This is a genomic window from Bradyrhizobium sp. Bra78, from assembly GCF_024519855.1.
In the GTDB taxonomy this organism is placed as follows: domain Bacteria; phylum Pseudomonadota; class Alphaproteobacteria; order Rhizobiales; family Xanthobacteraceae; genus Bradyrhizobium; species Bradyrhizobium japonicum_G.
Map to the genome: position 1 here is coordinate 1 of NZ_JALJRE010000011.1, position 18,928 is coordinate 18,928.

At 65.5% G+C, this 18,928-nt stretch carries 15 protein-coding genes; 8 read left to right on the forward strand and 7 right to left on the reverse strand.

The features are described 5' to 3' along the window. Nucleotides 1-94: 94 nt before the first annotated feature. Entirely contained in the window at nt 95-958 is an 864-nt protein-coding gene (locus tag OC450_RS23200; RefSeq protein WP_211381000.1) for a LysR family transcriptional regulator, read from the reverse strand. Nucleotides 959-1,056: 98 nt separating this feature from the next. Here OC450_RS23200 and OC450_RS23205 point away from each other — a divergent pair, with 98 nt between their 5' ends. Then, nucleotides 1,057-1,968, forward strand: coding sequence for a DMT family transporter (locus OC450_RS23205; RefSeq protein ID WP_262048754.1), 912 nt, complete (start codon nt 1,057-1,059; stop codon nt 1,966-1,968). A 12-nt stretch (nt 1,969-1,980) separates the two neighbouring features. Further along, nucleotides 1,981-2,754 (forward strand): MBL fold metallo-hydrolase, encoded by a 774-nt coding sequence (locus tag OC450_RS23210; protein WP_211381002.1) that lies wholly within the window; start codon nt 1,981-1,983, stop codon nt 2,752-2,754. A gap of 25 nt (nt 2,755-2,779) precedes the next feature. Here OC450_RS23210 and OC450_RS23215 read toward each other — a convergent pair whose 3' ends face one another. The 4 genes from OC450_RS23215 to OC450_RS23230 all read right to left on the reverse strand — a co-directional run bounded on the left by OC450_RS23215 (nt 2,780) and on the right by OC450_RS23230 (nt 9,114). Next, a complete protein-coding gene (locus tag OC450_RS23215) occupies nt 2,780-3,550 on the reverse strand; it encodes a TIGR02186 family protein (RefSeq protein WP_211381003.1) in 771 nt (256 codons plus the stop codon). After that, nucleotides 3,547-4,464: a sulfite exporter TauE/SafE family protein gene (locus tag OC450_RS23220; RefSeq protein WP_262048755.1), complete on the reverse strand. Its 918-nt coding sequence runs from the start codon at nt 4,462-4,464 to the stop codon at nt 3,547-3,549. Before OC450_RS23220 ends, OC450_RS23215 begins: the two co-directional genes overlap by 4 nt. A gap of 345 nt (nt 4,465-4,809) precedes the next feature. Beyond that, a complete protein-coding gene (locus OC450_RS23225) occupies nt 4,810-8,256 on the reverse strand; it encodes a tetratricopeptide repeat protein (protein ID WP_262048756.1) in 3,447 nt (1,148 codons plus the stop codon). Between the two features lie 267 nt (nt 8,257-8,523). Continuing rightward, nucleotides 8,524-9,114: a PadR family transcriptional regulator gene (locus tag OC450_RS23230; RefSeq protein ID WP_211381006.1), complete on the reverse strand. Its 591-nt coding sequence runs from the start codon at nt 9,112-9,114 to the stop codon at nt 8,524-8,526. A gap of 203 nt (nt 9,115-9,317) precedes the next feature. Between OC450_RS23230 and OC450_RS23235 the strand changes: the two genes are divergently transcribed. The 4 genes from OC450_RS23235 to OC450_RS23250 all read left to right on the forward strand — a co-directional run bounded on the left by OC450_RS23235 (nt 9,318) and on the right by OC450_RS23250 (nt 15,053). Continuing rightward, complete coding sequence (locus OC450_RS23235) at nt 9,318-9,701, forward strand: nuclear transport factor 2 family protein (RefSeq protein ID WP_211381007.1); 384 nt, start codon at nt 9,318-9,320, stop codon at nt 9,699-9,701. Between the two features lie 48 nt (nt 9,702-9,749). Further along, a complete protein-coding gene (locus OC450_RS23240; protein WP_262048757.1) occupies nt 9,750-11,540 on the forward strand; it encodes an acyl-CoA dehydrogenase C-terminal domain-containing protein in 1,791 nt (596 codons plus the stop codon). A 72-nt stretch (nt 11,541-11,612) separates the two neighbouring features. Further along, nucleotides 11,613-12,821 carry an acetyl-CoA C-acetyltransferase gene (locus OC450_RS23245; RefSeq protein ID WP_211381009.1) on the forward strand — a complete coding sequence of 403 codons (1,209 nt, stop codon included), beginning with the start codon at nt 11,613-11,615 and terminating at the stop codon, nt 12,819-12,821. An 18-nt stretch (nt 12,822-12,839) separates the two neighbouring features. Continuing rightward, entirely contained in the window at nt 12,840-15,053 is a 2,214-nt protein-coding gene (locus OC450_RS23250) for an FAD-dependent oxidoreductase (RefSeq protein ID WP_262048758.1), read from the forward strand. A 520-nt stretch (nt 15,054-15,573) separates the two neighbouring features. On the opposite strand, the gene OC450_RS23255 is transcribed toward OC450_RS23250, so the two are convergent. Together OC450_RS23255 and gstA are read right to left on the reverse strand one after the other, a co-directional pair. Beyond that, entirely contained in the window at nt 15,574-15,882 is a 309-nt protein-coding gene (locus OC450_RS23255) for a hypothetical protein (RefSeq protein WP_211381011.1), read from the reverse strand. Nucleotides 15,883-16,118: 236 nt separating this feature from the next. Then, on the reverse strand, nt 16,119-16,733 hold the full coding sequence (gstA, locus tag OC450_RS23260) for a glutathione transferase GstA (protein WP_211381012.1): 615 nt from the start codon (nt 16,731-16,733) through the stop codon (nt 16,119-16,121). A 126-nt stretch (nt 16,734-16,859) separates the two neighbouring features. On the opposite strand from gstA, the gene OC450_RS23265 reads away from it, so the two are divergent. Then, the gene (locus OC450_RS23265; RefSeq protein WP_211381013.1) at nt 16,860-17,354 is read left to right on the forward strand and encodes a MarR family winged helix-turn-helix transcriptional regulator; all 495 of its coding nucleotides are present in this window, start codon (nt 16,860-16,862) and stop codon (nt 17,352-17,354) included. A 99-nt stretch (nt 17,355-17,453) separates the two neighbouring features. Continuing rightward, a complete protein-coding gene (locus OC450_RS23270; RefSeq protein WP_211381014.1) occupies nt 17,454-18,824 on the forward strand; it encodes a glutamate--cysteine ligase in 1,371 nt (456 codons plus the stop codon). Nucleotides 18,825-18,928 lie beyond the last annotated feature (104 nt).

Sequence of the window (18,928 nt, forward strand, 5' to 3'; positions counted from 1 at the left end):
ATGATCCGGAAAAGTGCGAAGCGGTTTTCCGAAAAGATCATGCTCAAACAAGAACATGAAGCGCGATGACGATTCATCTCAATCTCATCGCGCTTTAGGCCGCCTTCGCCTGCACATTGTCGCAAAACTCCGCGAGCCGGTCGGCCAGCCGCAGCGTCGCGGGGCTGGCGCCGGGCGAGGCCATCAGCGCCACCTCGGTCCGGTTGATCGGCGCAAAGCCGTCCTTCGCCGTCAGCACGCGGTGGTCGGACTGGATCGACATTTCCGACAGGATGCTGAGGCCCATGCCGGCGGCGACGGCAGCCTGGATGCCGGCGAGGCTCGATGACGAATAGGCCATGTGCCAGGCGCGGCCTGCGCTTTCCAGCGCGTGGATGGCGCCGGCGCGATAGAGGCAGCCGAGCGGAAATCCGATCAGCGGCACCGACGCGGCGTTGACGTCGATCGGATGGCTCTTGCTGGTGACCCAGTGCACCTGCTCCGGCCACACCGCGATCGCGCCCTTCTCGCCGGCCCCGCGCTTGAACAGCGCCAGATCCAGTTCGCCGCGTTCGAGGTCGCGGGACAGGTTCTTGCTCTGGTCTGCGCGCACGTCGAGCCGCAGCCCCGGATGCGAGCGCGAAAACGCGCCCAGCAGCTTGGCGAGACGATAGGCGGCAAAATCCTCGGGAATGCCGAGCCGGATCGCGCCTTCGCCGCCCGGTTGGCGCAGCACGTCGCGCGCTTCCTCGGCGAGCGAGAGCAGTCGCCGCGCATAGGACAGCAGTCGCTCGCCGGCTTCGGTCGGCCGCACGTCCTTGCCGTCGCGATGCAGCAGCACCTGGCCGACATCCTCCTCCAGCCGCTTGATCTGCTGGCTCACGGTCGATTGCGTGCGGTGGACGCGCTCGCCGGCGCGGGTGAAGCCGCCGGCATCGACCACCGAGACGAAGCTCCGCAGGAGCTCGAGGTCGAGCATGGCTACCTCCATTGGAAAAATCACTGATGGCGAGTTAATCATTTAATTTCCAAATGGCAAGCCTCCTCCCTAAATCGAGGGCTCAGGAGAATGCCCCCATGTCGCTCGCCCCCTCGATTGCCGTTCCCCGCAGCCGCTTCAATACGCTTCCGCTCGCGATCGGCCTGTTCTGCCTGCTCTGGAGCTATGCCTTCGTCGCCGGCAAGATCGGCGTCACCCATTGCCCGCCGCTGATCCTGCTCGCCGCGCGCTTCTCGCTCGCCGGCATCCTGATCCTCGGGGCCACGATGGTTCGTGGCGACTGGTCCTTGTCATGGCGCGACGCCGCCATCTTCGCCGTGCTCGGCATCGCCAACAACGCGCTCTATCTAGGTCTCGGCTACACCGGCCTGCAATCGGTCTCCGCCGGCCTCGGCGGCCTGATCGTGTCGGCCAATCCGGTGTTCACCGCGGCGCTCGCCGCGCTGTTGCTCGGCGAAGGAATGACCTGGCGCAAGGCGGGGGGGCTCCTGCTTGGAATCATCGGCGTCACGCTGATCGTCTGGCACCGCCTGTCGGTCGGTACCGACAGCCTGCACGGCATCGTCTTCACGCTGGCCTCGCTTGCCTCGATCGTCGCCGGCACGATTCTGTTCAAGCTGCTCGCCCCGAAGGGCAGTCTGTGGATCGGAAACGGCGTGCAGAATCTCGCTGCCGGCATCGTGCTGACGCCGGTCGCGCTCACCTTCGCCGACGTCCACGCGATCGATGTCACGCCGAGCCTGATCGGCGCTTTCGCCTTCCTGGTGCTCGGCGGCTCGATCCTCGCCTACTGGCTCTGGTTTCATCTCCTGAAAGTGTGTGGCGCCACCGCCGCCAGTGCCTATCATTTCCTGATGCCGCCGCTCGGCATGCTGTTCGCCTACCTCGTGCTCGGCGAGCATGTCGAGGCCCGCGATCTGCTCGGGATCATTCCAGTGGCGCTCGGCATCTATCTGGTGACGCGGCCCGCAACAAAGCCGGCCGCGTAAGAGGAGTTCATCATGCCCATTTCCATCACCCTGATCGGCGGCCCCACCGCACTGATCGAGATCGACGGTTTCCGCCTGCTCACCGATCCGACCTTCGATGCGCCCGGCGCTTATCAGCTTCCGCATGTGAAGCTGGAGAAGACCACCGGCCCCGCAATGAAGGCCGATGCGATCGGGCCGATCGACGCCGTCCTGCTCAGCCACGACCAGCACTCCGATAATCTCGACAATTCAGGTCGCGAATATCTGCTCAAGGCGAAGCGCGTGCTGACGACCGAGGCCGGCGCCAAACGCCTCGGCGGGCATGTCGAGGGCCTCGTGCCCTGGGGCACCGCACATCTGAAGGATCGTGACGGCAATTCGCTGACGATCACCGCGACGCCCGCGCGTCACGGCCCGGCCGGCATCGAACCGCTGTCGGGCGACGTCATCGGCTTCGTGGTGTCGTCGAGCCGGAAAGACACCAGCCCGGTCTATATCAGCGGCGACACCACCTGGTTCGACGGCGTCGCCGAGGTGGCGCGCCGCTTCAAATGCGGCGTGGTGCTTCCCTTCGCGGGCGCCGCGCAAACGCGCGGGCCGTTCCATCTCACCATGGACACCAACGACACCATCGAGACCGCGCGCGCCTTTCCGGATGCGACGATCGTGCCGGTGCATACCGAGGGCTGGGCGCATTTCCGCCAGAACGGCGAGGACCTGCGCAAGACGTTCGACCTGCTGGGCTTCGGGACGCGGCTGCGGCTGCTGGAGCCCGGCGTGCCGACGGTGCTGGAGGCGCCGTGAACGCGCCACACCGTCGGAGGATGCCTCAATCCTTCCGGAACACGATCGAGGCCATCCATCCCGTCATCAGCGCCATGGCGGCGGTGACGAGGCCGTAGATCAACCCGTTCTGCCGGGCGGTGGTGGCGACGAACTGCTCGAAACCGACCTTGACGATCTCGAACGCGGTCTCGGTCTTGCCGATGAACGCGCCGTCGGCAAACAGCTTGATCTCGACCTCATAGGTGCCGATCGGCACCTCCGCCGGCAGCGGAATGCCGGTGCGGAACAATGTCGGCGTCAGGAACGTCACCGCGCTCGGATCCTCGCGATAGAGACCGCGCTGGGTCCGCAGGCGGATGAAGCCGGAGCGGAACGCGTCGTTCGGTACCACGTCGGCATAATCGCCGCTGACGCGCTGGGTCAGCAGCACGTTGTTGAGCCCGACCTGCTGCCGCCGTGCGATTTCGGGCGAGGTGATCGCCTCGAAGGAGCGGTTGGCGAACAGCGCGAGATAGCTCGGCACCTGCAGGAATTGCCGGTAGTCGGTGTTGATCCAGATCCCGAAGACGCGCTCCTTGCGCCGCGTCACCATGTCGGCGCGCGGGCCCATCACGGTGACGACGAGATCGTAGGTCTTGCGGCCGGCAGGCGTGGCGGTGTCCTTCTCGACCGAGCCGAACAGCACCAGTTCCTCGCCGGAATAGTTCGGGGTGACCGTGACGCGATGGTTGGAGACCGACACGATCAGCCGCTCGGCGCGTGCGGCGGAGCCGAGCAGCAGAACGAGCAGGACCGCGAGGGCTGCGCGCATCATCCGCTCACTCCCATCTCGCGGATGGTGAAGAGATCCTCGGGCCGCATCACCAGCTCGATGGCGAAGCGGACGCCGACCGAGAGGATCAGGAGGCCGAGCAGCAGCCGCAGCTGCTCGCCGCGGATCTTCTGGCCGGCGCGGGCGCCGAACTGCGCGCCGGTGACGCCGCCGACCATCAGGATCAGCGCCAGCACGGCGTCGACGAGGTGATTGGTCACCGCGTGCAGCAAGGTGGCGAACAGCATCGTCACCAGCGTCAGCACCATCGAGGTGCCGATCACCGTCGAGGTCGGCACCCGCAGCAGATAGATCATGATCGGCACCAGGATGAAGCCGCCGCCGATGCCCATGATGGCGCCGATGAAGCCGATCACGATGCCGACGATCACGACCGGAATCACGGACAGGTAGATCTTCGAGCGCTTGAACCGCATCTTCAGCGGCAGGCCGTGGATCCAGTTGTGCGTGCGCCGCGGCGGCACCGCGCCGCGCCGGGTCCGCATCAGGGCGCGCAGGCCTTCCGAAAACATCACGCTGCCGACCGTGGTGAGCAGCACGACATAGGACAGCGCGATCATCAGGTCGAGCTGGCCGAGCGCGCGCAGCTGCGTGAAGGCCCACACCCCGAGCGCCGTCCCGGTCACGCCGCCGCACAATAGCACGCTCGCCAGCGCGGGATCGATCGCGCGTCGCCGCCAATAGGCGAGCGCGCCGGAGAACGAGGACGCCGCGATGTGGCTCGCGACGGAGGCGACCGCGACCGCCGGCGTGATGCCGATGAAGATGAGCAGCGGCGTCATCAGGAAGCCGCCGCCGATTCCGAACATGCCGGAGACGAAGCCGACCGCGGCGCCCATCGCCAGCACCAGGAAGACGTTGACCGGCAGATCGGCGATGGGGAGATAGAGCTGCATCGAAGGACCACGCTCCGGCGAGACGGATCGATTGCGCGGAATGCTCGCAGGAGGGCAGAACGATTGCCGCGTCCCTCAATAGCGGAATTCGCCGCCGGGAGGGACCAGGAATTTCGGGCGTGGTGAATGTGGCGGGTGAGCGCTCGAGCGGAATAAACTTGGTTGCTACGGAGAAGGTGCGCTCCCTCCCCGGCCTGCGGGGGAGGGTTGGGGAGAGGGTGTCTCCTCAATCGAGAACCCCAAGAGGAGAAAGCCCTCACCCGGCGCTACGCGCCGACCTCTCCCGCAAGCGGGAGAGGTGCACCGAGCCCGCGGCCCGCTGGTTTGATCCGACGCTATCAGGTTTTAATGCGCGGCGGAGGCCGCGCGCTTGGTTGCGACCGGCTTGGCCGCCGGTTTTGCGTTCGCCTGCGGCGCGCTGTCCCAGCCACCATTCGGGGCCGGAACATTGACCGCATCATCCGGCTGCGGCTCGGCGCTGAAGGTCTGGATCGCGAGCTTGGCTGCGGCGAGCGATTGCGGGTCCAGACGCTTGGCGACGTCGTCGCGCTTGCCCGCCGCATCCGCATCGCCCTGCGCGGCCGCGAGGGTGAACCATTTGTAGGATTCGGCGAGGTTCTGCTCCACACCGATCCCGCGGGCATAGAGGATGCCGAGGTTGAACTGGCTGTCGGCGACGCCGCGATCGGCCGCCTTGCGGAACCATTGCGCCGCGCTCTTGTAATTGGCGCCGCGTCCGCCGCCATCGGCGTCGAGCACCGCGAGATTGTGCATCGCCTTGGCGTTGCCGCGCTCGGCGGCCTGCGCGTAGTAGCGGCGGGCGATGTCGGCGTCCTTCTTCACGCCGAGGCCCTTCTCGTAGAGCGTACCGAGCCGGAAGGTCGCGGGCACCACGCCGGCCTGCGCCGCGCGATCGTACCATTTGGCGGCTTCGTCGTAATTCGCAGCGACGCCCTTGCCTTCGGCAAAGCGCACGCCGATCTCGTAGGCCGCGGTCGCATCGCCCTTCATCGCAGCGCTGCGCAAGCCCGGGCCGCCGATGGCGTCAGGCAGTTTTTCGCTCGGCGGCACCTGGATCATGGCGAGTTTCGCGCGGCTCGTGCCCGACAGCGCGCCGGTGACGTCGCTGGAGGCAGGCTGCGGGGCTGCGGCAGGCGCCGGCGGAATTTCGACCGAGGCCGAGTTGCCGGCGTTCGCGGGCAGGGCCGGCGCGGCGTTGTTCTGCGATTGCTTTCCGATCGGCGTCGGTGAGGTCATCGACGGTGTGATCTGCTCAGGCGCCGACGGCTTTGTCTCGACCGGCGGCGGTGCCTGCGGCGCGGGCGAGGAATTCTCCATCGCCTGCGGTGCCGGCGGCGCGCTGCCGCCGTCGAGCAGATTCATCGCCATCTTGAAGGTGCCGAGCACGATCACGACCACGCTCGCGCCGACCAGCAGCGAGCGGATCTTCGAGGTGATGGTCGAGCCGCCTTCCTGGCCCTTGTCCTTGGCGCGGGCGATTGCGGCCTTGGCGCCGCGGGCCGGCTTCTCGGGCGGCTGCGCGGCGGCGGCCTGCGCCGCGCGGCGCGCGGCTGCGATGAAGCTCGATGAGGACACCGGCTCCTTCGGCGCGGCGGGAATTTCGCTGATCGCGCTCTCGGAGGCGGCAATCCGCTCCGACGGCGTGGCGACGCGTGCGCCCGGCCGTGTGCCCGGTTCGAGCGGATGATCCGGCGGCAATTCGGGCGCGAGCACGGCGCGTGCGGGCGCCGTATGCGGCTCCAGGATCTCGCTGATCGCGCGCGGCGGCAGAGGCGGCGCGGCTTGCGGCGCCATCGGCATCGGCGGCGGCGCCGCGGGGGCGGCAGCGGCGTGGAATTCGCGCGGCGCAGCGACGAAGGCGCCCGGGGGTGCGTGTTGCGCGGCAGCGGGGTTCGGCAGCTCGGGCTTCGGATCGTATTTCGGCTGCTGCTGCGCTTGCTGCCGCGGCTCGAGCGCCATCGGCGCGGGCTCCAAGGGAGCGGCCAAGGAAGCGGCCATGGGAGCGGCCATCGGCATGGGCATCGGCTGCGGCGCAGGGGCTGACGGCGCCGTGCGCACCGCGCGCAGATCGCCCTCGATCATCGAGAGGCGGTCGACGACGTGGCCGAGTGCGTTGTGAACGGCTTCGAGCGAGTCCTGGGTGGTGCGGTTGGTCTCGGCCTGGCTGAAGCGGATGTCGGAGAGCTCGCGCTTGACGATATCCACCACGCCGGAATCGGAAGGCGGGGTGGAGTTGCGGCTCTCGGCCAGCGCGGAATAGGTCGCCTGCTGGCGTTCCAGGTGCCGCAGGATGTCATGCAGCCCGTCCTCGACGCGGCTGAGATTGCCGTTGCGCGGATCGGAGGCGGCCTCGATCCGCTCCAGCAGATACGACACCCGCTGTTCGAGATGCGCGAACGTCGATGCGGAATCGTTGCCGACCTGCATGCGGTCGAAACGGTCCGACAGCGCACGGATCGCGCCTTCCAGATGCTCGGTGCTCTCGGATGGCTGAGGCCGCTCGCGCGTTTCCAGAGCGGCGGTGAGCGCCGCGATGCGCTGCTCCAGCACGGCAAAACTGTCGCCGTTGCCGGACGAACGGGTGACCTGGTCGACCTTGGACGACAACAGCTGTACGTCTTCCGAGAGCCGAGCCAGCGCTTCGTTGGAGGCGACGTTGGACACGATGCTGCGCAGCGCCGAGATCGCGCCTTCGAGCTGGCGTACTGTCGACGGATCGTCATTGGCGCGCAGGATCAGATCGAGCTTGGCGCCGAGATTGCGGATCGCCTCGTCATAGCCGGTGAGCTGCTCGGCCGGCGTCAGCGTGCGCAGCACCTGCTTGATGTCGGACAGCGCGTGCTCGATGCCGGACAGGACCTGACCGTCGGTGCCGTTGGAGCGGGTCTCGTCGATGCGCCGGTGCAGCGAGCGAATCTCGTTCTCGATCGATTCGATCGCACGGCGCGGCATCGCCTCGGTGATGGCGTGGCGGATCTCCGCAAGCTCGCTGCGGAAGGCGTTGATCGCCTGCTCGGTATTGTCAGGGCGCTGCAGCGACTCGATCTGGCTCGTGATCTTGAGCAGATGGCGCTCGAGCGCGGAGAAATCCGGCCCCGGCTGCGGTGGCGGCGGCGCGTAGGCAGGCGCGGGCGGTGCCATCGGGGGCACGAAAGGAGCCGCCGCGGGTGCGATCGACGGCGCGGCGCGCGGCGGCATCTGCCGCGGTGCAAAGCCGTCGAGCTCGCTCTGCCGTGCCGTGATCTCGGCGACCGCAACGTCGAAGGAAGCGGGGCTCAGGGGCGGTGAATTGCGATAGACCTGCGCTGCCGCGCGCTCGACCGCGTCGGCCTGGCGCTGGCGCGCGTCGATTGGAGCGGTGCGCGGGGCCTGGGGCTGCTGCGGTTGAGACTGCGGCGGCTTCGAGATCTGCGACAGCCGCGCGTCGAGCCGCGAGATTGCGTCGTTGAGCTGGCGTGCCACGCCCTGCTCGCGCGAGACCTCCTGGCGCGGCGCGGGCTTTGAAATCCGTTCGATCTGCTGGGTGATCGCGTCGAGCCGCTGGTGGATGTCGGCGACTTCGCGGCTTTCCTGACTCGCGGCCTGGCTCGGAACGTTCGGAGGTTGCGGACGCTGGTCGTGAGGTCCGCGAAAGTTCGGCGGGGCAGTCTCGCCGAGCGTGGAGTTCAGCCAATCGTTGAGTGACATGCCGGCACGACGCGCAGCGGCTTCGGCCCGCTCCCGGACGGATGGATCGATGCCGTCAGCACTCCACGATACGCGCGAATTCATGACTCTGTCCGGTTCCGACTCCGGCGCCCCATCCGGCGCCTCCAGTCTCCCCTCGCGTGCCGGTTGCAAGACAATCGGATTTGGCGCGGGTCGTCTGCCTCGAAAACCGACTTTTGTCTGTTACGGTAAATAACGGGTTAAGGAACCGGTTGACGGTGTCTTAAAGTTGGGCGGCGGGAACCCGGGGGGCGTCATCCGGGGTCGGACACCTCTCCCGCTTGCGGGAGAGGGAGCGTCGCGGCATCGCCGAGGCGATCGGGACTGCCCTCAGCCCTTCCCCTCGCGCTTGCCGTCGTCGAGCGGCACCACGGTGCCCTTGCCGCTCATCGCCGACAACGCCTCGAGAGCCTCTTCGCAAAAATCGGCGACCAGCTGCTCATGCCGGGCGCCGAGCTGAAGCAGGAGCAGATTGCCGAGGTCGAGCACGCCCGACGCCGTCCCTTCCGGAAAACGTTTCTTGAGAATCCGCTCGTAATTGTCGTGCCGGTCGCGATGGTGCTCCAGCCGGGCCATCAAATCGGTCCGCATGGGTTCGATCTCGATGCTGTCGAGCGCATGCAGCCGCACCAGGAGGTCGTCCTTGATCGACGGCGGGGTGCTTGGCCGCGCGGCCCAGTGCCGCAGCGCTGTTCGGCCCTCGGGAGTCAGCGTATAGATCAATTTATTGGGTTTGCCCGATTGCACGACCTCGCGACCCTGGATGTAGCCGCGGTCGCGCAGCTTGGAGAGCTCGCGGTAGATCTGCTGGTGGTCGGCCTTCCAGAAGAAGCCGATCGAGGAGTCGAACGTCTTGGCGAGCTCGTAGCCCGTCATCGGCCGTTCCGTCAGGCATGCGAGGATCGCGTCGCCCAGCGCCATGGCATCGGCCTCTCTTCATCGACAATTAACCAACCAGCTTGACTTTATGCGCATCGGCGCATATGCGTCAATGTGCATATGAGTAGCCCCGGAAAGAGGGCCAGCACCGCCCCAACAACCTCAACGGAATCAGACTTCGCGCTACTGTGCATGGGGTTGTTTTCGCGTTTTTTGCCAAGGCCCTTTAGGGAGGCACCCTGACAATGACCGGCCTCGACTCCTGGTACGGGTACATGAAGTCCCACGACCGCGCCGCGTTGTGGGACCTGCTGCATCCCGACGCCGTCTTCGAAAGCCCCGTCGTGCATTCGCCGCAGCGAGGCCGCGACATCACCTTCAAATATCTCGCCAGCGCCGAGAAGGTGCTCGGCGGTCCCGGCTTCACCTATGTCGGGGAATGGAAGAGCACCAGCGGCGCCGTGCTCGAGTTCAAGACCATGATCGACGGCATCGAGATCAACGGTGTCGACATCATCACCTTCGATGCCGAGGGACGCATCACGCATTTCAAGGTGATGGTGCGTCCGCTCAAGGCGATCAACATGCTGCATCGCCTGATGGCGGAGCAGCTTGCCGCCCAATCGTAGAAACCACTTCGAGGCCCAACTACTTCAAGGTTATGCCGGGAGACCACCATGCCGATCTATAAAGCCCCCGTCGAAGACGTGAACTTCCTGCTCAACGACGTCTTCCAGATCGACCGCTACGACAATCTGGCCGGCTTCTCCGATGCGTCGAGCGACGTGCGCGAGGCGATCCTGGGCGAAGCGGCCAAGCTTGCCGAGGAAGTGCTCCAGCCGCTGAATCGTGTGGGCGATCTCGAAGGCTGCAAGCGCGCTGACGACGGCAGCGTCACCACGCCGAAGGGATTCAAGGACGCGTTCAAGCAGGTCGCCGAGGGCGGCTGGCTCGGTCTGTCGGCTCCGACCGAGTTCGGAGGGCAGGGGCTGCCGGTGACGCTGAGCCAGGCGGTCAACGAATTCCAGATCTCCGCCAACATGGCGTTCTCGATGTATGGCGGCCTCACCATGGGCGCGACCGCCGCGCTGATCGTGCACGGCTCGCGGGAGCAGAAGCAGACCTACGTGCCGAAGATGGTGGCGGGCGAGTGGACCGGGACCATGAACCTGACCGAGCCGCATTGCGGCACCGATCTCGGCATGCTCCGCACCAAGGCGGTGCCCCAGGCCGACGGCAGCTACAAGATCACGGGCACCAAGATCTTCATCTCGGCCGGCGAGCATGACCTCGCCCCCAACATCATCCACCTCGTGCTCGCCCGTATCGAGGGCGCGCCGGCCGGCATCAAGGGCGTGTCGCTGTTCGTGGTGCCGAAATTCCTGGTCAATGCCGACGGTTCGGTCGGCGCCCGCAACGGCGTGGTCTGCGGCTCGATCGAGCACAAGATGGGCATCCACGGCAACTCCACCTGCGTGATGAACTACGACAGCGCCACCGGCTGGCTGATCGGCGAAGAGAACAAGGGCATGCAGGGCATGTTCGTGATGATGAACGAGGCCAGGCTCGGCGTCGCCGTGCAGGGCCTCGCGCAGTCCGAGGTGGCCTATCAGAACGCGGTCGCCTATGCCCGCGAGCGCATCCAGGGCCGCTCGCTCACCGGCGTCAAGGCGCCGGACAAGGCGGCCGATCCGATCATCGTGCATCCCGACGTGCGCCGCACGCTGCTGTCGATCCGCGCCTTCAACGAGGCCGCGCGCGCCTTCGTGATGTGGACCGCGCTGAAGAGCGACGTCGCCCATCGCTCCGAGGATCCCAAGGACCGCCAGGCCGCCGACGATCACATGGGCCTGATGACCCCGGTGCTGAAGGGCTTCCTCACCGATTACGGCTTCGCCAACGCGGTGCAGGCGCAGCAGATGTATGGCGGCCACGGCTACATCGCCGAGCACGGCATGGAGCAGTTCGTGCGCGATGCCCGCATCGCGATGATCTACGAAGGCGCCAACGGCATCCAGGCGCTGGACCTCGTCGGCCGCAAGCTGCCGCGCGACGGCGGCCGCGCCATCATGGCCTTCTTCGGCGAGGTCATGGCCTTCGCCAAGGAGAACGGCGGCGACGAGGCGATGAAACCCTTCATCACCCCGCTCTCGGCCTCGCTCGGCCATCTCCAGCAGGCCACCACCTGGCTGATGCAGAACGCGATGGCAAAGCCGGACAATGCCGGCGCCGCCGCAACCGATTACCTGCATTTGTTCGGCTTCGTCGCGCTCGGCTACATGTGGGCGAAGATGGCGAAGGTGACGAATGCCAAGATTGCCGAGAGCGGGGCGACGCCCTATCTCTCCACCAAGCTCGTCACCGGGCGCTTCTTCATGGAGCGGATGCTGCCGGAGACCGCCGCCAATCTTGCGCGCATCCAGGCCGGCTGCGCCACCATCATGGAATTGCCGGCGGAAGCGTTCTGAGGCTTCCCGCTTCACCAATGATTGCGACCGCGCCGCGGTCGCCACCAACATAACTGCAATCAGGAGGCTCCCATGGCAGATGCCTATATCTATGATCACGTCCGCACCCCCCGCGGCCGCGGCAAGGCTGACGGTTCGCTGCACGAAGTCACGGCGCTCGCGCTCGCCACGGTGCCGCTGAAGGCGCTCAAGGACCGCAACAATTTGCCTGAGGATTCCGTCGACGACGTCATCCTCGGCGTGGTCGACCCGGTCGGTGAAGCCGGCAGCGACATCGCGCGCTTTGCCGCGCTCAAGGCAGGCCTCGGCGAAGCCGTGCCCGGCGTGCAGATCAGCCGCTTCTGCGCCTCCGGCCTCGACGCCGTGAACTTCGCCGCCGCGCAAGTGATGAGCGGCCAGCATGATCTGGTGATCGGCGGCGGCGCCGAATCGATGAGCCGCGTCGGCATCGGCGCCTCCGGCGGCGCATGGCCGATGGATCCCTCGATGGCCGTGCCGGCTTACTTCATGCCGCAGGGGGTCTCCGCTGATCTGATCGCCACCAAATACGGCTTCTCGCGTGACGACGTCGATGCCTATGCGGTGCAGAGCCAGCAGCGCGCGGCGAAGTCCTGGGACGAAGGCCGCTTCGACAAGTCGATCGTCCCTGTGAAGGACATCAACGGCCTCACCATCCTCGCCAGGGACGAGCACATGCGTCCCACCACGACGATGCAGTCGCTGGCGCAGCTGCAGCCGTCTTTCACCATGATGGCGCAGATGGGCGGCTTCGACGGCGTCGCGGTGCAGTCGCATCCGGAGATCGAGCGCGTCAATTACGTGCACCACGCCGGCAATTCGTCGGGCATCGTCGACGGCGCCGGCGCCGTGCTGCTCGGCAGCAAGGAGGCGGGCGCGAAATACGGCCTGAAGCCGCGCGCGAAAATCCGCGCCTTTGCGAACGTCGGCTCGGAGCCCGCAATGATGCTGACCGGCCCGGTCGACGTCACCGAAAAGCTGTTCGCGCGCTCCGGCATGAAGAAGTCGGACATCGACCTGTTCGAGCTCAACGAGGCCTTCGCCTCCGTCGTGCTGCGCTACATCCAGGCCTTCGACATCGACAACGCCAAGATCAACGTCAATGGCGGCGCCATCGCGCTCGGCCATCCGCTCGGCGCCACCGGCGCGATGATTTTGGGCACCGTGCTCGACGAGCTCGAGCGCACCAACAAGGCGACCGCACTGGTGACGCTGTGCATCGGCGGCGGCATGGGCACCGCCACCATCATCGAGCGCGTTTAAGGGTAGGGAGCAACCAACATGGCTTACAACAACTTCAAGGTCGAGACCGATGCCGACGGCATCGCGCTCGTCACCTGGGACATCCCGGGCCGTTCGATGAACGTGCTCGACGAGACCTCGACCAGCGAGCTCGACGCGATCGTCAAGGCGACCACGGCCGACGCCGCGGCGAAGGGCGTCGTCATCACCTCGGCCAAGGAGGCGTTCTGCGCCGGCGCCGACCTGTCCATGCTCGAAGGCATGAACCAGGCCTACGCAAAGGTGTTCAAGGAGCAGGGCGAGACCGCGGCGAACCAGATGCTGTTCGACCAGAGCCGCCGCTTCTCGCAGGTGCTGCGCTCGATCGAGACCTCCGGCAAGCCGTGGGCCGCCGCGATCAACGGCCTCGCGCTCGGCGGCGGCTTCGAGATCACGCTGTGCTGCCACTATCGCGTGGCGTCGGAGAATCCCAAGACGCGGCTCGGCCTGCCCGAGGTCAAGGTCGGCCTGTTCCCCGGCGCCGGCGGCACGCAGCGCGTGCCGCGCCTGGTGCCGCCGCAGGACGCCATGACGATCCTGCTCAAGGGCGATCCGGTCACGGTCGAGAAAGCCAAGGCGCTGAATTTGATTCACGCCATCGTTCCGGCTGCCGATCTCGTCAAGGCGGCGAAAGACTGGATCAAGGGCGGCGGCAAGGCCATCGCGCCCTGGGACGAGAAGGGCTTCAAGCTGCCGGGCGGTCCGGTGTTCTCCAAGGCCGGCATGATGATGTTTCCGGCCGGCAACGCCATCTATCGCCGCGAGACCTACGACAATTACCCGGCCGCGCGCGCGATCATGAGCTGCGTCTATGAAGGCCTGCAGTTGCCGATCGACGCTGCGTTGCGCGTGGAGTCGCGCTATTTCACCTCGGTGCTGCGCTCGAAGGAAGCGGCCGCGATGATCCGCAGCCTGTTCCTGTCGATGCAGGAGCTGAACAAGGGCGCGCGCCGTCCGAAGGATGTGCCGCCGACCAAGGTGAAGAAGATCGCCGTGATCGGCGCCGGCTTCATGGGCGCGAGCGTCGGCTACGTCTCGGCCCGCGCCGGCCTCGACGTCGTCCTGATCGACCGCGACCAGGAGAGCGCCGACAAGGGCAAGGCGCATGCGCAGAAGGTGATCGAGGAGCAGATCAAGAAGGGCCGTGCCAAGCCTGGCGACGCGGAAGCCCTGCTCGCGCGCATCACGCCCACCGCCGACTATGCCGCCTTGAAGGACGTCGACCTCGTCATCGAGGCCGTGTTCGAGGACCGCAAGGTCAAGGCAGACACCTTCGCCAAGGCGCAGGAGCACATGAAGCCGGACGTGGTCTTCGCCTCGAACACCTCGACCCTGCCGATCACCTCGCTGGCCGAGAGCTTCAAGGACCAGGGCAAGTTCGTCGGCATCCACTTCTTCTCGCCGGTCGAGAAGATGATGCTGGTCGAGATCATCAAGGGCAAGAACACCGGCGAGGTCGCGCTCGCCACGGCGCTTGATTACGTCCGGCAGATCGGCAAGACGCCGATCGTCGTCAACGACAGCCGCGGCTTCTTCGCCAATCGCTGCGTCGGCCGCTACGTCGCCGAAGGCAACGAGATGTTCCTCGAAGGCGTGCCGCCGGCGATGATCGAGAACTGCGCCAAGATGGCCGGCATGCCGGTCGGCCCGCTCTCGCTGTCGGACGAAGTCGCGCTCGACCTCGGCCTCAAGATCATGAAGGCCACCGAAGCCGACCTCGGCCCGAACGCCATCAACCCCGATCAGAAGAAGCTGATGGTGGAGCTGGTCGAGAAGCAGGGCCGCCTCGGCCGCAAGAACAGCAAGGGCTTCTACGACTATCCCGAGAAGGGCAAGGGCCAGAAGAGCCTGTGGCCGGGCCTCTCGGCGCTGCAGCCGAAGCAGCTCGACCCCGACACGCTCGATGTCGAGGAGCTGAAGCAGCGCTTCCTGGTGGTGCAGGCGGTGGAAGCCGCGCGCACGGTCGAGGGCCACGTCATCACCGATCCGCGCGAGGCCGATGTCGGCTCCATCCTCGGCTTCGGCTTCGCGCCGTTCACCGGCGGCACGCTGTCCTACATCGACTTCATGGGCGCGAAGACATTCGTCGAGCTTTGCCACAAGCTCGAGGCCAAATACGGCTCACGCTTCACGCCGCCGAAGCTTCTCGAGGAGATGGCGGCGAAGGGCGAAACTTTCTACGGCCGCTTCGCGCCGAAGAAGGCTGCGGCCTGAGTCGCAACCTTGGCCCGGATGTCCCGCAGCGGCATCCGGGCTCCGCCTCCGAAATATTGAGGCAACAAATATTGATGCAACAAAGGCCGGATCATCGATCCGGCCTTTTGTCCTTCCAGGCGGTCCCATCACGGTTGCGTCAGGATCATTTCCGCTTTGTGGAACCCGTCACAGAATTCGCGTAGAGACCGTGCCAGAGTTAAAGGCGTCGCGATGTCGCGCAATTGTCATATGCGCGTCAAAGCGGCGCCGTTCTTTTGCTCGGCCTTGGCATTACTTTTGCTCACGGAATGAATCGACTTGGACTGCGAGCCTTGATGGGACACTTGCCGATCCATCGGCGGGTTGAAGACGAAATAAGAAAGTGCGTTTGATGAACTCTTTGGTCCTGCGGAAGACCGCGCTCAGTCGCGATCTCGCCGGGAAGTACGCGGTTGCCTCCGCACGAACATGCCCGCTGCCGATGCAGAAGCCTGCGCGTTTGCGCCGCAAGGGGCCGGTGTTTTGGGCAATGCTGGCGTTAGTCGTTCTGGCCGCGGATCTTGCGCTCGCCCTGCTCGCGTGGCTCGCCGTTGATCTCGTCATGAGCTGAGACGTCCTGCCCATACAGCAGATAAGTCATGGCCAGATAGGCGAGCTGACAGACGGCAAGGCAGGCGGCAATGATGGTCACGCCGACGACCAGGCCGTACTCGTTATATTTGAGGACGCCTGCGGAAAAGATCGCGATCAACGGGGAAATCACCACCAGCGCCCAGATCCTGAAAAAATAACCTGTCGCCATCCCCACCAATGCGCTCGCAACGATCAGGACGAAGGCAATCGTCAAGCTCAACTCCAATGAGAGTGCAAATAATTTTCAATCAATTCTGACAAGCTCGCCCGCTTTGCGAGCAGTGACAAGACTGCACCACTTACTTTTGACGAACAGTAGTTCATAAGTATCATAACGCGCAGGTACGATGATCCGGCGGCATCCGTTGGCGCCGTCGCGAGGCAACAACCTGGGGCAAGAAAAAGGGCCGGATCATGGACCCGGCCCTTGGCAGACATTGTTGCCCTGGCTCAGGCCGCCTGGATCAGCCCTTCCTTCTTCAACGCCTCCTGCACCTGCGGCCGTGCCGCGACGCGGGCCTTGTAGGCGGCGAGATCAGGCATCGCCGAGAAGTCGAACTTCATCCGGTCAGCCCAGGTCAGCATCGTGAAGAGATAGCCGTCGGCCACCGTGAACTGCTTGCCCATGAGGTAGTCGCGGCCGGCGAGCTGACTGTCGATGTATTTCAGCTTGCCCATGACCCGGTCCTTGAAGAACGCCTTGGCCTCGTCGTTCAGGGCCGGGGCGAACAGGGGACCAAAGCTCTTGTGCACCTCCGAGGTGAGGAAATTGAGCCACTCCAGGAGCTTGTAGCGCTCCGAACTGTCGCGGGCCGGCGCCAGCGCCTTGGCCGAGGCCTGATCGGCGATCATCTGGACAATGACCGGGCCTTCGGTCACGATCTCTCCGCTGTCGAGGCCCAGCGCAGGGACCTGGCCCTTGGGGTTCAGCTTCAGATAATCCTCACCATTTTCGAGCTTCTTGGCCCTGATATCGACCTTGACCAACTCATAGGGCAGGCCGGCTTCCAGAAGCGCGATGTGGGGGGACAGCGAGCAGGCACCGGGCGAATAGTACAGCTTCATGGAATTTCCTCCTCTTGATGCTTGGTTCGGGCGAAAGAACGACTACATGCATCTGCTTGAAATAGTCAAGATTGATGCAGCTGCATCGAATGGGGTAAGAGACGGGCGACGAGCTTGAGCGGGACCATGAAACGCAAACCATCGACCGAGGCAACTGCCGCCTGGATCCGCCTGATGCGGGTGCAGAGCCGTGTGCTCGATTGCGTCGAGCAGGACCTGAAGAAGGCGGGATTCCCGCCGCTGGCCTGGTACGACGCGCTGCTCGAACTGTCGCGGGCGCCCTCGGGCGAGCTCCGGCCGGTCGAACTCGAACGGCAGATGCTGATCCCGCAATATTCGACGTCGCGGTTGATCGACCGTCTGGTCGATGAAGGTCTTGCCTCGCGGCGCGAATGCAAGATCGACAAGCGCGGCCAGTTCGTGGAGATCACGGAAGCCGGCCGCGAGCTGCAGAAGCGGATGTGGGGCGCCTATTCGGCCGCAATCGAGAAATATGTCGGTTCGAAACTGTCCGATGCGGATGCCGTCAAGCTCAGCGGACTGCTCGACCGCCTCGGCTGCTCGTGCGGCGAGATGAAGCTGCCGCCGGCCCACGTCAACGAAACCACGCCGTTGCGATGATCGCGCGGCCAACCAGCTCGTCCGCGCAACCGGTGGGTTCGCGGACCATCCCTGCCACCCGCGCGCGTTCGGTCGAAGCGCCTTTGATTAGAGTTTGATATGGCGCGAGACCAGATCGATATGACGCCGCTGCAATCGCGTGACGAGCTCGTCGCGTGGTTCGAGGCCGGCTGCAAGGACCCGTCCGAATTTCGCATGGGCACCGAGCACGAGAAGACGCCGTTCACGCTCGAAGGCCACCGTCCGGTGCCCTACGAAGGCCCGCGCGGTATCGGTGCGCTGCTCGAAGGCATGAAACTCCTGCTCGGCTGGGAGCCGATCATGGAAAAGGGCAACATCATCGGCCTCTACGACGTCACCGGCGGCGGCGCGATCTCGCTCGAGCCCGGCGGACAGTTCGAGCTCTCCGGCGCGCCGGTCGAGAACGTTCACCAGACCCAGAGCGAGCTGATGGCGCATCTCGCCCAGGTGCGCGAGATCGCGACTCCGCTCGGCATCGGCTTCCTCGGCCTCGGCATGACGCCGTCCTGGTCGCGCGCCGACATCCCCGTGATGCCCAAGGGCCGCTACAAGATCATGACCAACTACATGCCGAAGGTCGGTCAGTACGGCCTCGACATGATGTACCGCACCTGCACGGTGCAGACCAATCTCGACTTCTCCTCCGAGGCCGACATGGTCAAGAAGCTGCGCGTCTCGCTCGCGCTCCAGCCGGTCGCGACCGCTTTGTTCGCCAATTCACCGTTCACCGAAGGCAAGCCGAACGGCTTCCTCTCCTTCCGCTCCGAGATCTGGCGCGACACCGACAATGCACGCGCGGGCATGATGCCGTGGGCGTTCGAGGACGGCATGGGCTTCGAGCGCTATGTCGATTACGCGCTCGACGTGCCCATGTATTTCGTCAAGCGCGGTGACGATTACATCGACGTGTCGGGCTCCTCGTTCCGAGCCTTCTTCGATGGCCGCAACAACAATCTGCCGGGCGAGCGTCCGACGCTGTCGGACTGGGCCAACCATCTCTCGACGATTTTCCCGGAGGTGCGCCTCAAGCGCTATCTGGAAATGCGCGGCTCGGACGGTGGCCCGTGGGGCCGTCTGCCGGCGCTGTCGGCGTTCTGGGCCGGGCTGCTCTACGACGATGTGTCGCTCGATGCAGCATGGGACCTTGTGAAGCACTGGAGCGCGCCTGAGCGCCAGGCCCTGCGCGACGACGTGCCGCGCTTCGGCTTCAAGTCGCGGATCAAGGACCGCTATCTGTTCGAGATCGCCAAGGAATGCCTCGTTCTGGCTCATGCCGGCTTGCGCCGGCGCGGCCGGATCGACCAGCTCGGACGCGACGAGACCCGGCATCTGGAGCCGCTTGACCGCATCATCGATTCCGGCCGGACCCCGGCCGAGGAGATGCTCGAAAAGTTCAACGGCCCCTGGGCCGGCTCGGTGGAACCGGCCTACGCGGAATACGCGTTCTAGAGCAGAGGCCGACGATCGGGACCCTGCGCCGTTCATCGCCCATACAGGTTTGCGGCGATCAAATGACCGACTGAAAAACCTGAGCGTCGTCAATAACTCGAAAG